At 52.7% G+C, this 19,852-nt stretch carries 15 protein-coding genes; 11 read left to right on the top strand and 4 right to left on the bottom strand.

The window, feature by feature from the left end:
- The first annotated feature begins 58 nt into the window (after positions 1 to 58).
- The 4 genes from gltB to Q8A57_RS05215 all read left to right on the top strand — a co-directional run bounded on the left by gltB (position 59) and on the right by Q8A57_RS05215 (position 8,630).
- Complete coding sequence (gene gltB / locus Q8A57_RS05200; RefSeq protein WP_305169927.1) at positions 59 to 4,513, top strand: glutamate synthase large subunit; 4,455 nt, start codon at positions 59 to 61, stop codon at positions 4,511 to 4,513.
- Between the two features lie 35 nt (positions 4,514 to 4,548).
- Positions 4,549 to 5,967: an FAD-dependent oxidoreductase gene (locus Q8A57_RS05205; RefSeq protein WP_305169928.1), complete on the top strand. Its 1,419-nt coding sequence runs from the start codon at positions 4,549 to 4,551 to the stop codon at positions 5,965 to 5,967.
- A gap of 9 nt (positions 5,968 to 5,976) precedes the next feature.
- Positions 5,977 to 7,050 carry a uroporphyrinogen decarboxylase gene (gene hemE, locus Q8A57_RS05210; RefSeq protein ID WP_305169929.1) on the top strand — a complete coding sequence of 358 codons (1,074 nt, stop codon included), beginning with the start codon at positions 5,977 to 5,979 and terminating at the stop codon, positions 7,048 to 7,050.
- 140 nt (positions 7,051 to 7,190) lie between these two features.
- Positions 7,191 to 8,630 (top strand): HD-GYP domain-containing protein, encoded by a 1,440-nt coding sequence (locus Q8A57_RS05215; protein WP_305169930.1) that lies wholly within the window; start codon positions 7,191 to 7,193, stop codon positions 8,628 to 8,630.
- 10 nt (positions 8,631 to 8,640) lie between these two features.
- Here Q8A57_RS05215 and asd read toward each other — a convergent pair whose 3' ends face one another.
- The 3 genes from asd to rsgA all read right to left on the bottom strand — a co-directional run bounded on the left by asd (position 8,641) and on the right by rsgA (position 11,389).
- A complete protein-coding gene (gene asd, locus Q8A57_RS05220) occupies positions 8,641 to 9,498 on the bottom strand; it encodes an archaetidylserine decarboxylase (protein ID WP_305169931.1) in 858 nt (285 codons plus the stop codon).
- 1 nt (position 9,499) lies between these two features.
- Positions 9,500 to 10,306 carry a sulfurtransferase gene (locus Q8A57_RS05225; protein WP_305169932.1) on the bottom strand — a complete coding sequence of 269 codons (807 nt, stop codon included), beginning with the start codon at positions 10,304 to 10,306 and terminating at the stop codon, positions 9,500 to 9,502.
- A 63-nt stretch (positions 10,307 to 10,369) separates the two neighbouring features.
- Positions 10,370 to 11,389: a small ribosomal subunit biogenesis GTPase RsgA gene (rsgA, locus tag Q8A57_RS05230; RefSeq protein WP_305169933.1), complete on the bottom strand. Its 1,020-nt coding sequence runs from the start codon at positions 11,387 to 11,389 to the stop codon at positions 10,370 to 10,372.
- Between the two features lie 96 nt (positions 11,390 to 11,485).
- Between rsgA and Q8A57_RS05235 the strand changes: the two genes are divergently transcribed.
- Genes Q8A57_RS05235 through Q8A57_RS05245 form a run of 3 tightly spaced genes read left to right on the top strand, consistent with a single transcriptional unit; the run spans position 11,486 to position 13,555 of the window.
- Entirely contained in the window at positions 11,486 to 12,550 is a 1,065-nt protein-coding gene (locus tag Q8A57_RS05235; protein ID WP_305169934.1) for a mechanosensitive ion channel family protein, read from the top strand.
- Positions 12,543 to 13,115: an oligoribonuclease gene (orn, locus tag Q8A57_RS05240; protein WP_305169935.1), complete on the top strand. Its 573-nt coding sequence runs from the start codon at positions 12,543 to 12,545 to the stop codon at positions 13,113 to 13,115. Before Q8A57_RS05235 ends, orn begins: the two co-directional genes overlap by 8 nt.
- Positions 13,115 to 13,555, top strand: coding sequence for a YtoQ family protein (locus Q8A57_RS05245; RefSeq protein ID WP_305169936.1), 441 nt, complete (start codon positions 13,115 to 13,117; stop codon positions 13,553 to 13,555). The genes orn and Q8A57_RS05245 overlap by 1 nt, the downstream gene beginning before the upstream one ends.
- 9 nt (positions 13,556 to 13,564) lie before the next feature.
- On the opposite strand, the gene queG is transcribed toward Q8A57_RS05245, so the two are convergent.
- The gene (gene queG, locus Q8A57_RS05250; RefSeq protein WP_305169937.1) at positions 13,565 to 14,683 is read right to left on the bottom strand and encodes a tRNA epoxyqueuosine(34) reductase QueG; all 1,119 of its coding nucleotides are present in this window, start codon (positions 14,681 to 14,683) and stop codon (positions 13,565 to 13,567) included.
- A gap of 65 nt (positions 14,684 to 14,748) precedes the next feature.
- Between queG and Q8A57_RS05255 the strand changes: the two genes are divergently transcribed.
- The 4 genes from Q8A57_RS05255 to mutL are packed head-to-tail and all read left to right on the top strand — an operon-like array spanning position 14,749 to position 19,852.
- On the top strand, positions 14,749 to 16,239 hold the full coding sequence (locus Q8A57_RS05255) for an NAD(P)H-hydrate dehydratase (RefSeq protein ID WP_305169938.1): 1,491 nt from the start codon (positions 14,749 to 14,751) through the stop codon (positions 16,237 to 16,239).
- On the top strand, positions 16,236 to 16,706 hold the full coding sequence (tsaE, locus tag Q8A57_RS05260) for a tRNA (adenosine(37)-N6)-threonylcarbamoyltransferase complex ATPase subunit type 1 TsaE (protein WP_305169939.1): 471 nt from the start codon (positions 16,236 to 16,238) through the stop codon (positions 16,704 to 16,706). Before Q8A57_RS05255 ends, tsaE begins: the two co-directional genes overlap by 4 nt.
- Before the next feature lie 58 nt (positions 16,707 to 16,764).
- Complete coding sequence (locus Q8A57_RS05265; RefSeq protein WP_305170158.1) at positions 16,765 to 18,042, top strand: N-acetylmuramoyl-L-alanine amidase; 1,278 nt, start codon at positions 16,765 to 16,767, stop codon at positions 18,040 to 18,042.
- Positions 18,043 to 18,055: 13 nt separating this feature from the next.
- Positions 18,056 to 19,852 (top strand): DNA mismatch repair endonuclease MutL, encoded by a 1,797-nt coding sequence (mutL, locus tag Q8A57_RS05270; RefSeq protein WP_305169940.1) that lies wholly within the window; start codon positions 18,056 to 18,058, stop codon positions 19,850 to 19,852.

Raw genomic sequence — 19,852 nt, forward strand, 5'->3', positions numbered from 1 at the left:
CCTATTTTTGGGCCATATAACCAGCTGTTTTTACTTGCTTTCTGTCTAGAGTTTTATTATGTCGACAGGCCTTTATCGGTTAGATGAATTCAAAGATAACTGCGGTTTTGGTTTGATTGCCCATACTAAGGGGCAAGCAAGTCACCGTATCCTGGAAACGGCCATTGAGTCATTAACTTGTATGACCCACCGCGGTGGTATTGCCGCCGATGGGAAGACAGGTGATGGCTGCGGCTTGTTGTTGCAAAAACCAGATAGCTTTATGCGTCAGGTTGCGCAAGAGCTGTTTGCTGTAGACCTGCCAGAGCTCTATGCGGTTGGCGCCGTCATGTTGAGCCAGGATGCTGCACTCCGTGAACAGTCTCAGCAAGTCGTTAATGAAACGCTTCAAAAAGAAGGGCTTCAGGTTATTGGCTGGCGGGAAGTGCCTACCAATACAGATTGTCTTGGCGAAATTGCCTTGCGATCCCTGCCTGTCTTTGCGCAGGTGTTTGTGGCTGCAGGCGATCTAGAGGAACAGCCGTTTAACGCTCGTCTCTTTATTGCCAAACGCAAGGCAGAAAAAGTCCTAGCGGCAGATGAGTCGTTCTACATTGCAAGTTTGTCGGCCAATGTTATCAGCTACAAAGGGCTGATGATGCCGGTAGACCTGCCCAAGTTTTACCTTGATCTGGATGATCCTGCGCTGGAAACCGCAATTTGTGTTTTTCACCAGCGTTTCTCGACAAATACAATGCCTCGCTGGCCTTTGGCTCAGCCATTCCGGATGCTTGCTCACAATGGTGAAATCAACACCATTACCGGGAACCGTAACTGGTCGGTAGCGAGAACACCGAAATTTGAGACCCCGCTGTTGCCCGATTTGCTGGATGTTGCACCCTTGGTGAACAGAACGGGCTCAGACTCTTCCAGCCTGGATAACATGTTGGAAGTTCTCGTGGCTGGTGGTATGGATCTGCACAAGGCCGTTCGCTTGCTGGTGCCGCCTGCCTGGAACAACACACAGGATTACGGGCCCAACGAACGGGCATATTTTGAATACATATCCATGCATATGGAGCCTTGGGATGGGCCCGCAGGAATGGTGATTACTGACGGTCGCTATGCCGTCTGTACCTTGGACCGAAACGGTCTGCGTCCATCTCGTTGGGTGCTGACAGATGATGACATCATCACTGTAGCTTCTGAAATCGGTGTCTACAAATATCAACCGGAAAACGTGGTTGCAAAAGGCCGACTTGGGCCCGGTGACATCCTCTCCATTGATACCCTGACTGGCAATATGTTGACTGCTGAAGACATAGATCGCGAGCTGGCATCAGGAAATCCTTACCAGCAATGGTTGCGAGAAGGCACGGTCAAGGTCATGTCCACCATGGACCAAGACAGCATCGAGGTGGAGGGGGCGCTCAGTCGCGAGCAGGTGCGCCGTTACATGAAGCTGTTTCTTGCCAGCCAGGAAGAAAGAGACCAGGTGTTGAGACCACTGGCCGAAGGCGGTCAGGAAGCTGTTGGCTCCATGGGTGACGACACACCCATGGCTGTGCTTTCTGCAAAGCAGCGCTCCCTTTACGATTACTTCCGCCAGCAATTTGCTCAGGTGACAAACCCACCTATTGATCCTCTGCGCGAATCACTGGTGATGTCATTGGCTACCCAGCTGGGTCGGGAAGAGTGCCTTTTTTCGGAAACGCCTGAACACGGTAGGCGTGTCAATTTGAACAGCCCCGTACTGTCACCTCGAAAGTATTATGCGCTGAAAAATATTGACCAGAGCGAGTACCCGGTTAAAAAGTTTGGTGTCAATTACAACCCCCAAACATTTAGCCTCAAAGACGCTATTCAGAACCTGTGTCTGGAAGTGGAAAAAGCGGTCAAAGAGGGTGTCGTACTTTGTATCCTGTCTGACTCAGAGATTGCTGCAGATAAGTTGCCCATTCCAATGCTTATGGCTGTGGGGGCTGTGCACCATCATCTGATTGCCGTAGGTGAGCGGTGTAATGCGAACATCATCGCCAGCACGGCCTCGGCTCGCGATTCGCATCAGATCGCCACATTGATTGGCTATGGTGCTTCTGCCGTTTATCCCTATTTGAGTTTCCATATTCTGTCAGATCTTGTGAATTCCGGGGAAGTACTGTGTGATCTGGGAACAGCCTTCAAAAACTACCGTAAGGGTATTAACAAGGGGCTGCTTAAGATTTTATCCAAGATGGGTATCTCTACAATCGGTTCATACCGGGGTGCCCAGTTGTACGAAATTATCGGTTTGTCATCTGATGTTGTTGAAATCTGCTTTGCTGAAACGCCAAGTCGAATCGAGGGTGCCGGTTTCGGCGAGCTGCAAAACGACTTGAAATTGCTGGCGGCAGAAGCCTGGAGTGATCGCAAGCCCATTAACCCGGGTGGTTTGCTGAAATATGTGCATGGTCAGGAATATCATGCTTTCAATCCGGATGTCGTTACAGCATTACACAAATCGGTACAGAACAATGATTATGCTGCCTGGCATGATTATGCCGGATTGGTAAATGACAGGCCGATAGCAACACTTCGTGATCTGTTGAAGGTGAGAGGCGATATTGCTCCTGTGCTACTGAGTGAAGTCGAGCCGATTGAAGATATTATCAAACGGTTCGATTCTGCCGGCATGTCATTGGGTGCATTGTCACCCGAAGCACATGAGGCGTTGGCAGAAGCCATGAATAGCCTCGGCGGCAGGTCTAACTCTGGTGAAGGTGGCGAAGATCCTGCCCGATATGGCACGATCAAGGTTTCCAAAATCAAGCAGGTTGCCTCTGGTCGTTTTGGCGTCACGCCACATTACCTTTCCAGTGCTGAAGTCATCCAGATCAAGGTTGCGCAAGGTGCAAAGCCGGGTGAGGGAGGGCAGTTGCCGGGTGGTAAAGTCAATGACTTGATTGCCAGACTGCGTTATTCGGTTCCCGGTGTCACCCTGATTTCGCCACCTCCTCACCACGATATCTATTCCATTGAGGACTTGGCTCAGCTTATCTTTGACCTGAAGCAGGTCAATCCGCAGGCATTGGTGTCCGTTAAGCTTGTATCCAGACCTGGCGTGGGAACCATTGCAGCCGGCGTGGCCAAGGCCTATGCAGATTTGATTACGATCTCCGGTTATGACGGTGGCACAGCGGCCAGCCCACTGACGTCTATTCGCTATGCCGGTTCCCCGTGGGAGCTTGGTTTGGCGGAAACCCACCAGACATTAAGGGCCAATGATCTGCGCGACAAAGTGAGGGTTCAGACCGATGGCGGTTTGAAAACCGGCCTTGATGTGGTCAAAGCGGCCATTTTAGGTGCAGAAAGTTTCGGTTTCGGAACTGCGCCTATGATTGCGCTGGGTTGTAAATATCTACGCATCTGTCACCTCAACAACTGCGCAACAGGTGTTGCCACCCAAGACAAACAGCTGCGGGAAGAGTACTACCACGGTACGGTAGAAATGGCGCGCAACTTTTTCCGCTTTATGGCAGAAGAAACACGTGAGTGGATGTCCCGTTTAGGTGTCAGGACGTTGGGAGAGCTAGTGGGTCGGGTAGACCTTTTGGAGACGCTTTCCGGTACAACGGAAAAGCATAAAAAGCTGGATCTTTCGCCTATTATCTACACCGATGAACTGCTTCAGAGCAAGCCACAAACCTGTCAGGTTGCCAGAAACTACCCATTTGATAAGGGTGTTTTGGCCGAGCAGATGGTTACAGAAATTCTGCCGGCCATTGAAAGTAAGGCCGGCGGTGAATTCAGCTATTCGGTCAGTAACTGTGATCGCTCAATTGGCGCCAGATTGTCGGGTGAAATAGCCAAGCGTTACGGCAACCAGGGCATGGTTGATGCGCCGATCAAGTTGAACTTGAGGGGTGTGGCCGGGCAGTCACTGGGCGTCTGGAATGCCGGTGGCCTGGATATACACCTGATTGGTGACGCCAATGACTACGTAGGCAAGGGTATGGCCGGTGGTAAGGTTGTCATTGCACCGCCTGAAAACAGCCGCTACGCCTCAAATGATGCGCCGATTGTTGGTAATACCTGTCTTTATGGTGCCACGGGGGGCAAGTTGTTCGCGGCAGGCCGGGCAGGTGAACGTTTTGCTGTGAGAAACTCCGGTTCTCTTGCAGTGATTGAAGGTGCTGGCCACCACTGCTGTGAATATATGACCGGCGGTATTGTCGTGGTGCTGGGAGAAACAGGGTACAACTTCGGCGCAGGTATGACCGGCGGTTTTGCTTATGTGCTGGACCAAGAGCGCAATTTTGTCGACCGCTACAATATGGAGCTGGTTGATATTCAGCGTATTACCAGCGAAGCCACTGAGGCGTACCGACACAATCTGGAAGGCATTGTTAAAGAGTTTGTCGAGGAAACGGGTAGTTCTTGGGGCCAGACGATTCTCGATAACTTTGAACATTATGTGAGTAGCTTCTGGCTGGTAAAACCCAAGGCGGCGAGTCTGCAGGGTCTGCTGCAGCATACTCGGGCAGAACCCCAGTAACAGGCAACGGTGCAACTGAGAATAGGTTTGGATTTATGACCCAGAGGCTAAACAACAATTTTCAATTCGTTCAGGTTGAGCGGGGAGAACCCAGTAAAAAAGGGCTCCTGAGTCGCACACGTGAATTTGTTGAGATCTACGAACCGTTTGAACAGAAAGATGCTTCCAGTCAGGCGCACCGATGTCTGGACTGCGGGAATCCCTATTGTGAGTGGAAGTGCCCCGTACACAACTACATTCCCAACTGGCTAAAGCTCCTTTCTGACGGCAACATCCTTGAGGCAGCTGAACTCAGCCATATGACCAATACGTTGCCCGAAGTTTGTGGTCGTGTTTGTCCGCAGGATCGACTCTGTGAAGGTGCCTGCACCCTCAATCAGGACTTTGGCGCAGTGACCATCGGCAGTGCGGAAAAGTTTATCACTGACACGGCATTTGCCATGGGCTGGCGCCCTGATATGTCAAACGTGAAGTGGACGGACAAGCGAGTTGCCATTATTGGTGCGGGCCCTGCGGGGTTGGGATGTGCAGACATCCTGGTTCGAAACGGGGTGAAGCCGGTCGTTTTTGATCGTTACCCTGAAATTGGTGGGTTGCTTACCTTCGGTATACCCGAATTCAAGCTGGAAAAGTCTGTGATGCAGAATCGCCGTCGGGTTTTCGAGGATATGGGCGTCGAATTCCGACTCAATACCGAGGTGGGCAAGGACGTGGAGATGACTGCTCTGCTGCAGGAATTTGATGCGGTATTTCTCGGTATGGGAACATACACCTATATGAAAGGAGGGTTTCCCGGTGAAAACCTGCCAGGTGTGTATGATGCGTTGCCCTTCCTGATTGCTAACGTGAACCGCAATATGGGTTGGGAAAAAGATTCCTCTGACTTTATCAGTGTGGCAGGCAAGCGAGTTGTGGTGTTGGGCGGAGGTGATACCGCCATGGACTGTAACCGCACATCAATCCGTCAGGGTGCAGAGGCTGTGGTCTGTGCATACCGGCGAGATGAAGCCAATATGCCTGGTTCTCGCCGTGAAGTGCAGAATGCCAAGGAAGAAGGGGTCGAGTTCCTGTTCAACCGGCAACCCATAGAAATTGTCGGTAATGATCGTGTGGAAGGTATTAAGGTCGTTACCACCGAACTGGGTGAGCCCGATGAAAAAGGTCGTCGTCGCCCGGTCCCTGTTGCGGGCAGTGAAGAAATTCTGCCGGCAGATGTTGTTTTGATTGCTTTTGGTTTTCAGCCCAGCCCGGCTCCCTGGTTAAGTGATATCGACGTAGAGCTGAACAGCTGGCAGGGGGTCATTGCTCCTGAAGAACAGCCCTACAAGTTTCAAACCAGCAATCCCAAGGTATTTGCCGGTGGTGATATGGTACGTGGGTCAGACTTGGTGGTGACTGCTATCTGGGAAGGCCGTCAGGCCGGTGAAGGCATCCTGGATTACCTGGAAATTTAAGGTGCACTAATGACGGCATTGAAAAACGACCGCTTCCTGCGGGCATTGCTGCGTCAGCCGGTAGATGTCACACCTGTCTGGATGATGCGACAGGCGGGGAGATACTTGCCTGAGTACCGGGAGACCCGCAGCCAAGCTGGGGACTTTATGGGGTTGTGTACCAACCCGGATCTTGCCTGTGAAGTCACACTGCAGCCTCTTGAGCGCTATCCGCTCGATGCCGCCATTCTATTTTCTGACATCCTGACTATCCCTGATGCGATGGGCCTTGGCCTCTATTTTGAAGCGGGCGAGGGTCCAAAATTTCGAAAGCCAGTGCGTACCGAAAAGGAGATCACTGCTCTGGAGGTAGTTAAGCCCCATGAAGACCTGGCTTATGTTGTTGATGCAGTGAGTACCATCCGCCGTGAATTGAATGGGCGGGTGCCGCTGATCGGTTTTTCAGGGAGTCCCTGGACATTGGCAACTTACATGGTTGAGGGAGGCTCAAGTCGTGATTTTGCCCGTTGTAAAACACTCATGTATGAACAGCCTGAGCTGATGCACCAACTGCTGGATGTTCTGGCTGAGTCGGTGATTGTGTACCTGAACGCACAGATTGCAGCGGGAGCACAGGCAGTACAAATCTTTGATACCTGGGGTGGGAGTCTCTCTCATAGTGCTTACCAGGAATTTTCACTTGCCTACATGCGCAAAATTGTCTCGGGATTATTGAAAGAAAATGAGGGGCGCCCTGTGCCCGTTATCCTCTTTACTAAAGGTGGTGGCCAGTGGCTCGAAGCCATCGCTGGCGCTGGTTGTGATGCAATAGGTCTGGACTGGACAACTGACATCGGCACCGCGCGTCAACGCGTTGGGGGGCAAGTTGCCCTGCAAGGCAATATGGACCCCGCTGTGCTTAGGGCTTCCCCCGCCCGGATCCGTCAGGAAGTTGCTTCGATTCTTGAAAGTTATGGTGCTGGTTCAGGCCATATCTTTAATCTGGGTCATGGGATAACTCCGGATATCAACCCTGAATACGCCGGTGCATTTGTTGACGCAGTTCACGAACTGTCAGAGAAGTACCACAAAAACTCTAATTAAAGTAACCAGTTATCGTTATTTCTGACCGGCGACACCCTCTCTCTTGCCTTTCTTTTTGTCGGGTTTATTCTTACATTGTCAGTCTGTGGTTTAACGCAGGCTAAAAATTATCTCTACCCCTGATAGGGGGGGTGAAAGCTATGAGCATCAAACAGGTTAAAATCAGAGCGGAAGACGTCACCATTGGTATGTACGTCTCCTGTCTTGATCGCCCGTGGAGTCAAACACCTTTCCCCATCCAGGGCTTGCTGGTCAAAAGCCCGAAGGAGATAAGCGCACTGCGTAACTACTGTGACTTTGTTTTCATTGATGTGACCAAGGGCGCTAGCCCGATCGGCACAGTTGTAACCGATGCTTACTCCGCCAAATCAGGTCAAGGAAAAAAAATAATTTCTTCACTGACAAAAGCTCAGGCCGGTATAACGGAGAAAAGTGACGTGACTCCGATTGAGGTCAAGCGCAATGTTTACACTGAGGTTGTGCCGCTTAGCAGTGAAGTGGCACATGCTGAAAAGGCATTATTGCAATTGCGCGGCCAGTTTACTCTTGCCGCCAAACAGATAGCCAAAGGTCGAGATTTTGATTATCAGCTGCTGAAAGATGCGGTTGCTGATATGGTCAATAGCGTTGTGCGCTGTCCTGATGCATTCACCTGGTTGTTGAGACTGCGTCTTAAAGATCAGCATACACACGACCACAGTATGAGAGCGGCGCTTTGGGCCGTTCAATTTGCCCGCTACATTGGAATGCCCAAGGGCGACATGTCCGTACTTTGTCTGGGTACTCTGTTAAAGGACATCGGCAAGGTCAAATTGCCCAATGGACTGTTGCGCAAAAAGCGTCGCACCCCTGAAGAAAACAAGGAATACCAGCAATTTGTTGAGTACGGGGTGGAAATGCTCCGAGCCTCGAAAAATGTTGAGCCTCGGGTGATTTCAGTGGTTCGTTACCACTGTGAACGCTTTGATGGCAGTGGTTTTCCCGAGGGTATTATGGGCGGGAAAATTCCCCTGTTGGCCCGTATTGCTGGTATTGCCACGACATATGATGCTATTTCAAATCCGCAAGAGTCTGAGGATCCTGTGGCGCCATCTCGTGCCGTCAGTCTGCTCTACAACATGCGAGACAAAAAATTTCAGGATGACCTGGTTGTTCAGTTTATCCAGTCGATCGGCTTGTATCCCACCGGTACTCTGGTGGAGTTGACCACTGGTGATGTCGGTGTAGTGGTAGAGCAACATGCGGATTCTCGCTTGACACCTAAGGTGGCGGTCTTCAATCAGAAAAAAGCCAAGGCTTCTGGCGAATATATACTGTTGGACTTGAAGGACGAGAAGCAGTCGCGAGAAGCTTTGATGAGTAGTGGCGTGGCCAAGGCGCGTTCGGTCTCCAAGCTGGCGATTGCAAGGGATCTGGAGTTGTCAGGCTATGACGTTGATATACCTGCAGTTACCACCATTTTCATGAAAAATACCAGCAAAGTTCTTGATAGTGCTTTGGCTGGCGATCAGGAAGTTGTGGAAACTTCACCTAAGAAATTCGGTATGTTTACCAACCTGAAGGATCGTTTTCGAATTTGATCTTTGGCTGTCAGCCAGGCACTCGCTGGCCTATCTCCTGGCCCATTTGCACATTGTGACCACTGGCAATCTCAGGTGACCAGTGAATGGTCTTTGGTTCAAACAGCAGAATTGCTGTTGAGCCAAATTTAAAATGGCCCATCTCTTCACCCTTGTCCAGTGTAATCTCTTCAGGTTTAAACTGATCCACACGCAGCTGATTTGCCTGATAGCCTTTTTGCCATACGGTTTCAATACCCGCTACCATCATCGCGCCAACCATCACCACAGCGCAGCGGCCAAAATCAGTGTCAAAAACGCAGACCAAGCGTTCATTTTTGGCAAATAGCCCATCGACCATGGCAGTGGTAGCCGCATTGACCGAAAACAGTTTTCCAGGAATATAGCGACAGTAGTCGAGTGTGCCGGACACCGGCATATGGACACGGTGATAGTCGCTTGGCGACAAGTAAATGGTCATGAACTGACCCTGCTGAAAGAGCCGGCTATCCTCGTTAGCTTCACCTAGCAGTGTCTCTACAGAAAAGGATTTACCTTTAGCCTGAAAAATTTCGCCTGCGGTAATGGTGCCTAGTTGGCTGACGGCCCCATCTGCCGGCGAGGTGATTACGCTATCGCCCTTGGCGATAGGCCTGGCTTCCGGCTTAAGTGCGCGGGTGAAAAAGTCATTGAAACAGGCGTAGTCATCGGGCGATGCAGATAAAGCCTCTTCCATGTTGACCTGGTAGGTTTTAATAAACTGTCGAATCAGCGCATTTTTCACTCGCGGAGATTGAGACTCCGCGAGTTTTTTCCCCAACCGGGACAGTCCGTGTTGGGGCAATAGTCGCTGCAGTGCGACAAACCATTCCGCCAGGTATGTGTTCAAACTATTGCTCCACAGGAGTATCCGGGCGATTACCCCATTCCCACCAAGAGCCGTCATAGGCTCGTATATCGTCAAAGCCCAATATTCTGCCTAGCATGTAGGTAAAACCAGAACGGTGGTGAGATTGACAATGTGTCACAGTAGGTTTGCTGGGATCGATTCCGATTGAAGCCAGTCGCTCCAGGGCATCTTCTCGAATTCGCATATTCCTATGATTATCAATCAGGCTGGTCCACTCGCAGTTGATGGCGCCGGGAATGTGTCCGCCCTTATCGGCCATGACTTTTTCGCCGCAGAACTCTGCCGGGGTGCGAGCATCCCAGATTTGCCAGTCGCCGGAATCCAGGTGAGCTATGATTTCTTCGGTTCTCACCAGTGCTTCTAGGTCGACCTTTACATCAAACTCAACTGCTGTCGGAGGGGGTACTTCCTGAGTCACGGCAAAGCCTTCATTGTGCCAGGCCACCAGGCCACCATTCAGGTATGACCAGTTGTGGTGCCCAATCACGTCAAGTGTCCAGGCAAAGCGGCCAGCCCAACCACCGCCTTCATCATCGTAAACAACGACATGGGTGTCATCGGTTAATCCCAGACGTCCAAACAGTGCATTTAACTGTGGGGGTAATGCCAACTTGTTAGGCCAGGGTTGGCCACCATTCATCAGCTCTTTTGGTGAGACGTGAACTGCGCCGGGTATATGTTTTTGCGTATAAAGACCATCGTTACACAGATCGATGATCAGAATATTGGGTTGGTCGAGCAGGTTAAGCAGGTCTTGTGGCTCGAGTAACTTTGGAATTGTGGACATGGTGCCTCCCGTACTGATAGCAGGCGGCGATTGTAACACTGATTTTGCAGTGTTTTGTCGGGCTTAATGGTCGCTTTCGAGGCTTTGTAGAATATGCCGGTAGCTGTCTGCTCGCTGGGTACTGATGTGACCTTCAGCTATGGCTTCGTTAATGGCACAGCCGGGCTCGGTGCCTCGGTGTTGGCAATCCCTGAATTTGCAGTGACCGAGAAAAGGTCGGAATTCAATAAAGCCGCTAGCGACTTCCTCGGGGTTCAGGTGCCATAACCCGAATTCACGTATTCCCGGCGAATCGATCACTTCACCACCCCCGGGTAAGTGAAATAACTGTGCCTTGGTGGTGGTGTGAGTACCCTTGGTCACTGCTTCTGACAGCGCGCCAACCGCGGTATTTGTCCCGGGAGACAGTGCATTTAATAAGGAAGACTTGCCAACACCCGACTGGCCGACAAACACGCTGGTTGTTCGGTCGAGAAGATCGGATAGCAACCCCATCCCATCGCCACTGTGGGCAGAAACCTGCGAACAGACGTAGCCCAACGCCTGATAGTCAGACAGCATATCCATGAGACGGTCACGGCTATTGTCATCGAGCAAGTCGCTTTTGTTCATCACTAACACCGGTGCGATCTGTTGATGCTCGCAGGCAACCAGGTAGCGATCAATCAGGTTCCGGTGGGGTTCGGGCAGGGGTGCGATAACAATCACAATGCGGTCAATATTGGCAGCTACAGGTTTGAGCTTGCCGCGGTTGTCCGGGCGGCAGAGTTCACTGTTGCGTGGCTTGATGGCAACCACCACACCCTTGGGGTCACCGTCCTGCCAGATAACATTATCTCCGGTGACAATGGAAGGCAGGTTTGCCCGTAGGTGACAGCGCTTTGATTCATGAGAGCCGTCATTTTCAGGCTCAACATCTACCTGAGAACCATAACAGGCCGTAACCCGCCCATTCTGCTCCGGGCCAAGATTATCCGTGGTCAGCAACGCTTCTGCCTGCACTCTATCAACAGCAGCCTGAGCCTTGTTCTGATTGCGCTGTATGCGCCGTTGCTGTTGTTTGGTTAAATGGCGTTTGCTCAAAATCCAATCCTGACAGGAATAGGTGCCCAGGGTTATTAGCTGGCTTCGTTGGGCGCAAGGATATAGCATAAGCGCATCGGGGGACAGGAATCAGAAATGCTTGATCTGGAAGGAATCTACCAGTCGCTGGCAACATTTATTCCGCTGCTGGTGACAATTGCTTTCATTGTTTTGTGCCTGTGGATTGCCAACTGGTTGTTGTTGCGACGTGCCAGTCTAACCACGGAATCGAGGCTGCCGGGTCAGGTTACCATGCTGGTGCTGACGGCGATCGCTCTGGTGATCGTCATTTTGGCCTTGCCGGTTAGCGAGTCCACGCGGGGTGATTTGCTGAGCCTGTTGGGTTTGGTGCTGACAGGTGTTATTGCCCTGTCGTCTACCACCTTTGTCTCCAATGCGATGGCCGGTTTGATGCTGCGCGCCGTGAGAAGCTTTCATCACGGTGATTTTATTCGTGCTGGCGAGCACTTTGGTCGAGTGACAGAGCGCGGTTTGTTTCATACGGAAATTCAGTCTGAAGACCGCGACTTGATTACATTGCCAAATCTCTTTCTGGCTTCAAATCCGGTCACCGTTGTGCGCTCATCCGGCACCATTGTTTCCTGTGAACTATCCCTTGGCTATGACGTGGCCCACCACCAACTGGAGCCACTGTTCAAGGAAGCGGCGCTGGCAGCGGGCCTTACCGAACCCTTTATGCAGATACGCAACCTGGGAGATTTCTCGGTCAGCTACAAGATTTCCGGCTATTACCCAGAGGTGAAACATCTGTTGACGACACGCAGCAAACTCCGAAAAGAGGTTCTGGATAAGTTGCATGGGGCGGGTATCGAGATTGTGTCTCCAACATTCATGAATCAGCGTCAGTACCAGAGTGGTGAGAAATTTATCGGCATTCCGGGCAAGCCGGAGGTCAAGCAGAGCGAGCAAGAAGCACCGGAAGCGATGATTTTTGACAAGGCTGACCGGGCTGAAAAAATTCATTCTCTTGAGGATGAAAAGCAGACCATTACCCAGGAACTCAAATCCCTCAAAGAGCAGTTGCAGAGTGCTGGTAAGGAAGAAGCCAAGGTTTTAAAAGCAGAAGTCGAGCAGCGAGAAACGAGGCTGGCGGCACTGGACAGTATCATTAGCAAGGCCAAAGAAACTCCCCATGAATGACGTATTACTGAGCAAGGACCCCCTCAATCTCATCTGGATTGACCTGGAGATGACCGGGCTGGACACCGACAACGATGTCATTATTGAAATTGCCACCATTGTGACTGATAAGCATCTCAATATTTTGGGTGAAGGGCCGATGTTGGCGATCCATCAGCCCGATGAACTGCTGGAGGGTATGGATGAATGGAACACCCGACAACATGGCCAATCCGGGCTGACGGAACGGGTGCGTACCAGCACCATTTCCATGGCGGCAGCTGAAAAGGCAACGCTGGATTTCCTGTCCCAGTTTGTTGATGCCCGTCAGTCCCCCATGTGCGGCAACTCTATCTGCCAGGATCGCCGTTTTCTGGCCCGCCAGATGCCGGAACTGGAAGCCTTTTTTCACTACCGAAATCTCGATGTTAGCAGCGTCAAAGAAATCATTCGCCGCTGGAGGCCAGAGCTGTTGAAGGGCGTTTCCAAGCAGGGGGCGCATTTGGCGATGGATGACATCAAGGATTCCATCAACGAGTTGAAATATTACCGGGATGTGTTTTTTGTGATGGAGGAGCAGCCCTGATGTGGCAGGTGTATTTATCGGGGGAAATTCATACGGACTGGCGAGACCGGATTATTCAGGGTGCCAGCGAAAAACAGTTGCCGGTGACATTTAGCTCTGCCGTCACCGATCACGAAGCCAGCGACGCAGCAGGTGATGTGCTCGGCACTGAGCCAGAGCCGTTCTGGCGGGATCATAAGTCCTCGAAAATCAATGCGATTCGTACCAAAACACTGATCGAGCAGTGTGATCTGGCCATCATCCGCTTCGGTGATAAGTACAAGCAGTGGAATGCCGCGTTCGATGCGGGCTACTGCGCGGCATTGGGCACGCCCTATATCACATTGCACGACGCCGATATTATCCATCCGCTGAAGGAAGTGGATGGGTCTGCCATGGCCTGGGCAAAGACGCCACAGCAGGTAGTGGCAATTCTTGATTACCTCACCACGCAACAGTAGCCTATTGATTCAGTTGCGGCGGGAGTCCGGGTTGGCAACCTTGCGTTTTCGGCGTCTTGGTTCACGATGTTGCTGCAATGCCCAGGCGACATGCTCCTGAACCAATGGCGAGGGAAAGTTGGTCCGGCTTTCAAGTGCCTGTAATACCTTTTCAGTAGTCGGCGCATTCCCCAGTCCCACAGCCAGATTTCGCAACCATCCCTGGTAGCCAATGCGCCGGATGGGTGACCCCTCTGTGTATTTCATAAACTCAGCCTCGCTCCATAAAAAAAGGGTGGCCAGTTCACTGTTGTCCAGCTGATGACGGGGTGAAAAATCTTTCTCATTGGACGTGGGGGCGGCTTTATTCCACGGGCAGACAGCCTGGCAGTCATCACAACCGAATACCCGGTTACCCATGGGCTCCCGAAATTCTTCGGGTATTGCTCCTTTGTTCTCAATAGTCAGATACGAGATACAACGTCTTGCGTCCAATACGTAGGGTTCGGGGAATGCGTCCGTCGGGCAGACTTTCAGACAGGCCTGACATTCCCCGCACTGGTCTTCCTCAAGCTGGGTGTCCACGGGCAGCGGCAGGCTGGTGTATATTTCGCCCAGAAAAAACCAGGAGCCGGCCTGGCTGTTGATCACCAGAGTATGCTTGCCCTGCCAACCAATGCCCGCTTTGACTGCCAGGGGTTTTTCCATCACCGGGGCGCTGTCCACAAATGGGCGCTGGGTCACCCCTCCCGGCACTGCCTTTTCGATTTCTTTCGCCAGTGTGGTGAGGCGTTTTCTAATCAGCTTGTGATAGTCGCGCCCCAGGGCATACCGGGAAATGAAAGCACGATCATCGGATTTCAGTACGGCAACCAGGTTGTCGTCTGGGGGTAGGTAATCCATACGCACCACAATCACCCGGCGGGTATTGGGCAGCAGTTGCTCGGGGTGGTAGCGTTTGCTGCCGTGCTCACCCATCCAGCGCATATCTCCCTGGTAGCCTTTTTCAAGCCAGCGGTTGAGCTGTTGACCACTGTCGGACAAGTCAATGTCGGCTATGGCTATCTGTTGAAAGCCCAGCGCCTTTCCCCACTCCTTGATCTGAAGGGCCAGCTGAGTGTAATCAGGGTCTTTGTGCTGAAGTGTCATGGTCGAACTTAAGTCTATAGTTAACGTATAATTTTGACAGATTTTCAGCGGATTATCGGTAGTTTATGTCGCACCATCTGCCAGTCCCTCTTTACTCCGCCCGACAGGTCCGGGAATTGGATCGCATTGCCATTCAGGATTGTGGCATTCCCGGCATCAAGTTGATGAAACGTGCAGGCTATGCTGTATTTCAACAGATAATCAGTCGCTGGCCTGGAGCTCCCCTGACAGTCTTTTGTGGAGCTGGCAACAATGCGGGTGATGGATACATCGTCGCGGCACTGGCCGCCGAAAGCTGTTTGCCCGTGGAAATCATTCAGCTCGCTGCTGCCCACAAGCTCCAGGGCGATGCATTGTCAGCCTACAACTACGCAGTGCAGGCAGGAGTCAGTATCAAGCCTTTTAGTGATGGCATGGGTTTGGAAACAGGTGTGGTAGTTGATGCCCTGTTGGGTACCGGCTTGAATGGTGAAGTTCGCGAGCCCTTTGCACAGGCGATTCGCCTGATTAACGACAGTGGTCTGCCCATTGTCGCTGTGGATATCCCATCCGGACTCTGCAGTGATACCGGCACAGCAGTTGGTCCGGTGATCGGTGCAGATGTAACGGTGACGTTTATCGGTATGAAACAGGGATTGTTTACTGGTGAAGGCCCGCAGCATACCGGGGAGCTGGTATTTAACAATTTGCGTGTTCCCGAGTTGGTGTACCACCAGGTGACGCCGGAATGTGAACGGTTGGATCTCGAAGAACTGATGCCCTTGTTGCCGAAGCGGCGCAGAGATGCACACAAGGGAGACTTCGGACATGTCCTGGTAGTGGGTGGTGAGCGAGGTTTTGGCGGCGCTGTTGCCATGGCCGCAGAAGCGGCGTTACGCACCGGGGCGGGTCTGGTTTCTGTGGCAACCCGTTCAGAACATGTGTCGGCCATGCTATCCCGTTGTCCGGAACTCATGGTCAATGCTGTCTCTTCCGGGCAGGAACTTCAGCCTCTGCTCGAGCGAGCGTCCGTTGTGGTAGTCGGCCCGGGATTGGGGAAAACACCCTGGTCAGAGCAGTTGCTTCGCCAAGTATGTATGGCTTGCAAACCAACGGTTGTTGATGCAGATGGCCTGAACCTGCTGGCCGCTCAGACGTCTCAGGCCCATGATTCCCGACACTGGATTCTCACGCCCCATCCCGGTGAGACCGCCAGACTGCTCGGTAAAACCGTCTCTGAAGTGCAGGCAGATCGATTTGCTGCCGTGCGTGAGTTGTGGCGAAAGTATCAATGTCCGGTGTTGTTAAAAGGTGTTGGCTCCCTGATTTGCTGTTCCGATAAACTCCCGGTGGCCGTTTGCACAGGCGGGAACCCTGGCATGGCATCTGGCGGCATGGGTGATGTGTTGAGCGGTATAGCGGGGGCGTTGCTGGCCCAGGGTATTGATCCCGGACAGGCACTGTCTCTAGCCGTGGGCTTGCATGCGGAAGCCGCTGACCGAGCTGCGGTGGATGGTGAGAGGGGAATGACTGCGACCGATCTGCTGGGTCCACTGCGTCGGTTAGTGAATCCATGAGAGAGTCGTTTGACATTCACCTGGCTGGTGAAGACGCCATGGTGGCTTTTGGTCGGCAGTTGGGCAGTATGTTGCCCGATGGCTGCCTGGTATTTCTGGAAGGTGATCTGGGTGCAGGAAAAACCACCCTGAGTCGCGGTATGCTGTCAGCCTTTGGTCATCACGGTGTTGTGAAAAGCCCCACCTACACACTGGTGGAGCCCTATCACTTGGGGAAAAAACTGATTTATCATTTTGACTTGTACCGTTTGGGCGATCCCGAAGAACTCGAATATATTGGTATTCGAGATTATCTCCAGCAAGCGAACTGTTGCCTGGTGGAGTGGCCTGAACGGGGTGCTGGCATGTTGCCCGAGCCGGATTTGAGGATACAGATCAGGATTGAAAACGGCGCGCGGCGTGTACTTGTCGAGGCCAACACCGAGAGGGGTGAGGGCGCGATCAAACAATTGGCAGCCATGTCATGAGGACAGTTTGTTGCTGAATTCAGCATGTATCAAAACCTTGTTGCTATTGCTGCTGGGGATGTTCTGCGAGGCATCTTTAGCGGCGACGGTTGACGGTGTTCGCTTGTGGCGGGCTCCGGACCATACTCGACTGGTTTTTGACCTGAGTGGTCCGGTAAGCCACAAAATTTTCCCCCTGGATAATCCTCCTCGCCTGGTGATGGATATTGCCCATTCATCCATCAATACCAGCACCAATGGTCTGGACCTGTCGACAACTCCGGTTACTGCACTGCGCACCGGCGTCAAGGATAAGACTGACCTGCGCATTGTGTTGGATCTCAAAACTGCCGTCAGACCCCGTAGTTTTGCACTCTCCAAAAACCAGCAATATGGTGATCGCCTGGTGGTTGATCTCTATGACATCGGTCAGGAGACAGTGAAAACAGTCAAGGACGTCGCAGGAGAAAGTGGCAACCGCGATATCATTATTGCCATCGATGCCGGCCATGGCGGAGAAGATCCGGGTGCATTGGGGCCGAAAGGTATACGTGAAAAGCAGGTGGTGCTGGCGATCAGCAAGGAATTACAGAAGCTGCTTGATAGCACCCCGGGTTTTCGCGCCAGGCTGGTCCGAACGGGCGACTACTACATTCCCCTGCGCAAGCGTACTGAAATCGCGCGTAACCACCGTGCTGACATGTTTATTTCCATACACGCTGATGCGTTCACCAAGTCATCGGCGAATGGTGCCTCGGTGTTTGCGCTCTCCCGGCGCGGTGCGACCAGTGAAACGGCCCGCTACCTGGCCAGCCGGGAAAACCAGGCGGACCTGATTGGTGGTGCCGGCAGCGTCAGCCTGGATGATAAGGACCACATGCTGGCCAGCGTGCTGCTGGATCTATCCATGACCGCCACGCTCAGCAGCAGCCTGGAAGTGGGGGCAGAGGTATTGCGCTCCATCGGTGGCGTTGCCAGGTTGCACAAGAAACATGTGGAGCAGGCGGGCTTTGTGGTGCTTAAGTCCCCGGATATCCCTTCCATTCTGGTTGAGACTGGCTTTATCTCCAACCCCAAGGAAGCCCGGCAGTTAAGCGACCGGAGTTATCAGCAAAAGATGGCGAGGGCCATTTTTAACGGTGTCAATCGATACTTCGAGAAAGCACCTCCGGCTGGGACATTGCTGGCGGCCCGTAAAACCATGGGTGGTGGGGGCGTACACGTCATTGCCCGGGGTGATACGCTGTCGGATATAGCCGTTCGTTACAATGTGTCCGTAGAAGACCTGTTGCGACATAATGGTCTCAATAGCACGCGCATCAGAGTTGGACAGCGCCTGAAAATTCCCGCTTCCTGAAGATTATTGATTCATGCCCAAAATTCATTTGCTCAGTCCCCGGTTGGCTAACCAGATTGCCGCCGGTGAGGTGGTAGAGCGCCCCGCCTCCGTGATCAAAGAGTTACTGGAAAACAGTATTGATAGTGGTGCCAGCCGCATTGAGATTGATGTGGAAAGCGGCGGCGTTAAGCTCATGCGCGTCCGCGATAACGGCTGTGGCATTGGAGAAGAAGACTTGCCTCTGGCGCTCAGCCGTCATGCCACCAGCAAGATTGAGCAGCTGGACGACCTCGAAGCTGTGGCTACCCTCGGTTTTCGTGGCGAAGCACTGGCCAGTATTTCGTCCGTCGCCAGACTTGCTATTGCCACCAATGATCGGGACAGTGGCCCCGGTTGGAAAGCCGAAGCTGAAGGGCGTGATATGGCGGTGAACCTGGCACCGGTGGCCCACCCGCGTGGAACCACAGTTGAAGTGCGTGACCTGTTTTTTAATACCCCCGCCCGGCGCAAATTTCTGCGCACAGAGACCACTGAATACAAGCGGATTGACGAAATACTGCGAAAACTCTCCCTCAGTCATTTCGACATTGATTTCACCCTGCGCAATAACGGCAAGGTGGCCCACCAGTTTCGCGCCGCTGGCACCCAGCTTGAACAGGAGCGCCGTGTGGCGGCCATCTGTGGCCCGGCGTTTATGGAAAATGCAATCTACGTAGATATGGAAGCCGCTGGCTTGCGTCTCTGGGGTTGGGTGGGGCTGCCGACTTTTTCCCGCAGCCAGGCAGATCTGCAGCATTTCTTTGTCAATGGCCGCAGCATTCGCGACAAACTGGTGACCCACGCGGTGCGCCAGGCATACCAGGATGTGATGTATCACGGCCGTCACCCGGCTTTTGTCCTCTATCTGGAATTAAACCCGGCAGATGTGGACGTCAACGTACACCCCACCAAGCACGAAGTGCGTTTCCGCGACAGTCGTACTGTCCACGATTTCCTGTTCCGTAGCCTGCACCGCTGCGTGGCCGATATCCGCCCTGGGGATAGCAACCAAGCTGGTGACAGCGAGCCTACGGAAACACCTTTACCAGCGGTGGACCGTTCCCCTGTGACGCAGGCGTCGATCAGTTTCAGCGAAAAGTCACCGGGGCCTAATCGCGTCGCAGAACAAATGGCCGTGTATGGCGACCTGCATGTGCCGGAGACATCCATCTCGCCATCGCCTTTGGCGCAAACCGATGAAACCCTGCCGCCACTGGGCTATGCCATTGCCCAGTTAAAAGGTATTTACATTCTGGCGGAAAATGCTGCGGGCCTGGTGCTGGTGGATATGCATGCCGCCCATGAACGCATTACCTACGAGCGCATGAAGCAGGCATTTGATGCTGAGGGGCTGATGTCCCAACCGCTGCTGGTTCCCAAAACACTGGCGGTCAGCCAGGCCGAGGCGGATACCGCAGAGGAACAGTCTGCCGTGTTTGAATCCCTGGGCTTCCAATTACAACGGGCGGGCCCGGAAAGTTTGCTGGTGCGGCAGGTACCTGCACTGCTGCGTGATGCGGATGTGGAACCGCTGGTTCGGGACGTGCTATCGGACCTGGTTAGCCATAGCAACAGTGACCGCATCAGGGAACACCTCAATGAAATTATGGCCAACATGGCCTGTCATTGTTCGGTCCGGGCCAACCGCAAATTATCCATTGTCGAAATGAATGCCCTGTTGCGGGATATGGAAGCGACAGAACGCAGTGGCCAGTGTAACCACGGCCGGCCTACCTGGACCCAGATGTCACTGGGAGAATTGGACAAACTGTTTTTAAGGGGACGGTAA

It is taken from the genome of Porticoccus litoralis (assembly GCF_030676955.1).
GTDB classification, from domain to species: domain Bacteria; phylum Pseudomonadota; class Gammaproteobacteria; order Pseudomonadales; family Porticoccaceae; genus Porticoccus; species Porticoccus litoralis.

Excerpts from the sequence above, each read along its gene's own strand:
- gltB (WP_305169927.1), top strand. The coding sequence starts at position 59 with ATGTCGACAGGCCTTTATCGGTTAGATGAATTCAAAGATAACTGCGGT.
- queG (WP_305169937.1), bottom strand. The coding sequence starts at position 14,683 with ATGACACTTCAGCACAAAGACCCTGATTACACTCAGCTGGCCCTTCAG.
- Q8A57_RS05265 (WP_305170158.1), top strand. The coding sequence starts at position 16,765 with ATGTTCTGCGAGGCATCTTTAGCGGCGACGGTTGACGGTGTTCGCTTG.
- Q8A57_RS05255 (WP_305169938.1), top strand. The coding sequence starts at position 14,749 with ATGTCGCACCATCTGCCAGTCCCTCTTTACTCCGCCCGACAGGTCCGG.
- Q8A57_RS05225 (WP_305169932.1), bottom strand. The coding sequence starts at position 10,306 with ATGTCCACAATTCCAAAGTTACTCGAGCCACAAGACCTGCTTAACCTG.
- Q8A57_RS05205 (WP_305169928.1), top strand. The coding sequence starts at position 4,549 with ATGACCCAGAGGCTAAACAACAATTTTCAATTCGTTCAGGTTGAGCGG.
- tsaE (WP_305169939.1), top strand. The coding sequence starts at position 16,236 with ATGAGAGAGTCGTTTGACATTCACCTGGCTGGTGAAGACGCCATGGTG.
- hemE (WP_305169929.1), top strand. The coding sequence starts at position 5,977 with ATGACGGCATTGAAAAACGACCGCTTCCTGCGGGCATTGCTGCGTCAG.
- Q8A57_RS05235 (WP_305169934.1), top strand. The coding sequence starts at position 11,486 with ATGCTTGATCTGGAAGGAATCTACCAGTCGCTGGCAACATTTATTCCG.
- Q8A57_RS05245 (WP_305169936.1), top strand. The coding sequence starts at position 13,115 with ATGTGGCAGGTGTATTTATCGGGGGAAATTCATACGGACTGGCGAGAC.
- mutL (WP_305169940.1), top strand. The coding sequence starts at position 18,056 with ATGCCCAAAATTCATTTGCTCAGTCCCCGGTTGGCTAACCAGATTGCC.
- orn (WP_305169935.1), top strand. The coding sequence starts at position 12,543 with ATGAATGACGTATTACTGAGCAAGGACCCCCTCAATCTCATCTGGATT.
- Q8A57_RS05215 (WP_305169930.1), top strand. The coding sequence starts at position 7,191 with ATGAGCATCAAACAGGTTAAAATCAGAGCGGAAGACGTCACCATTGGT.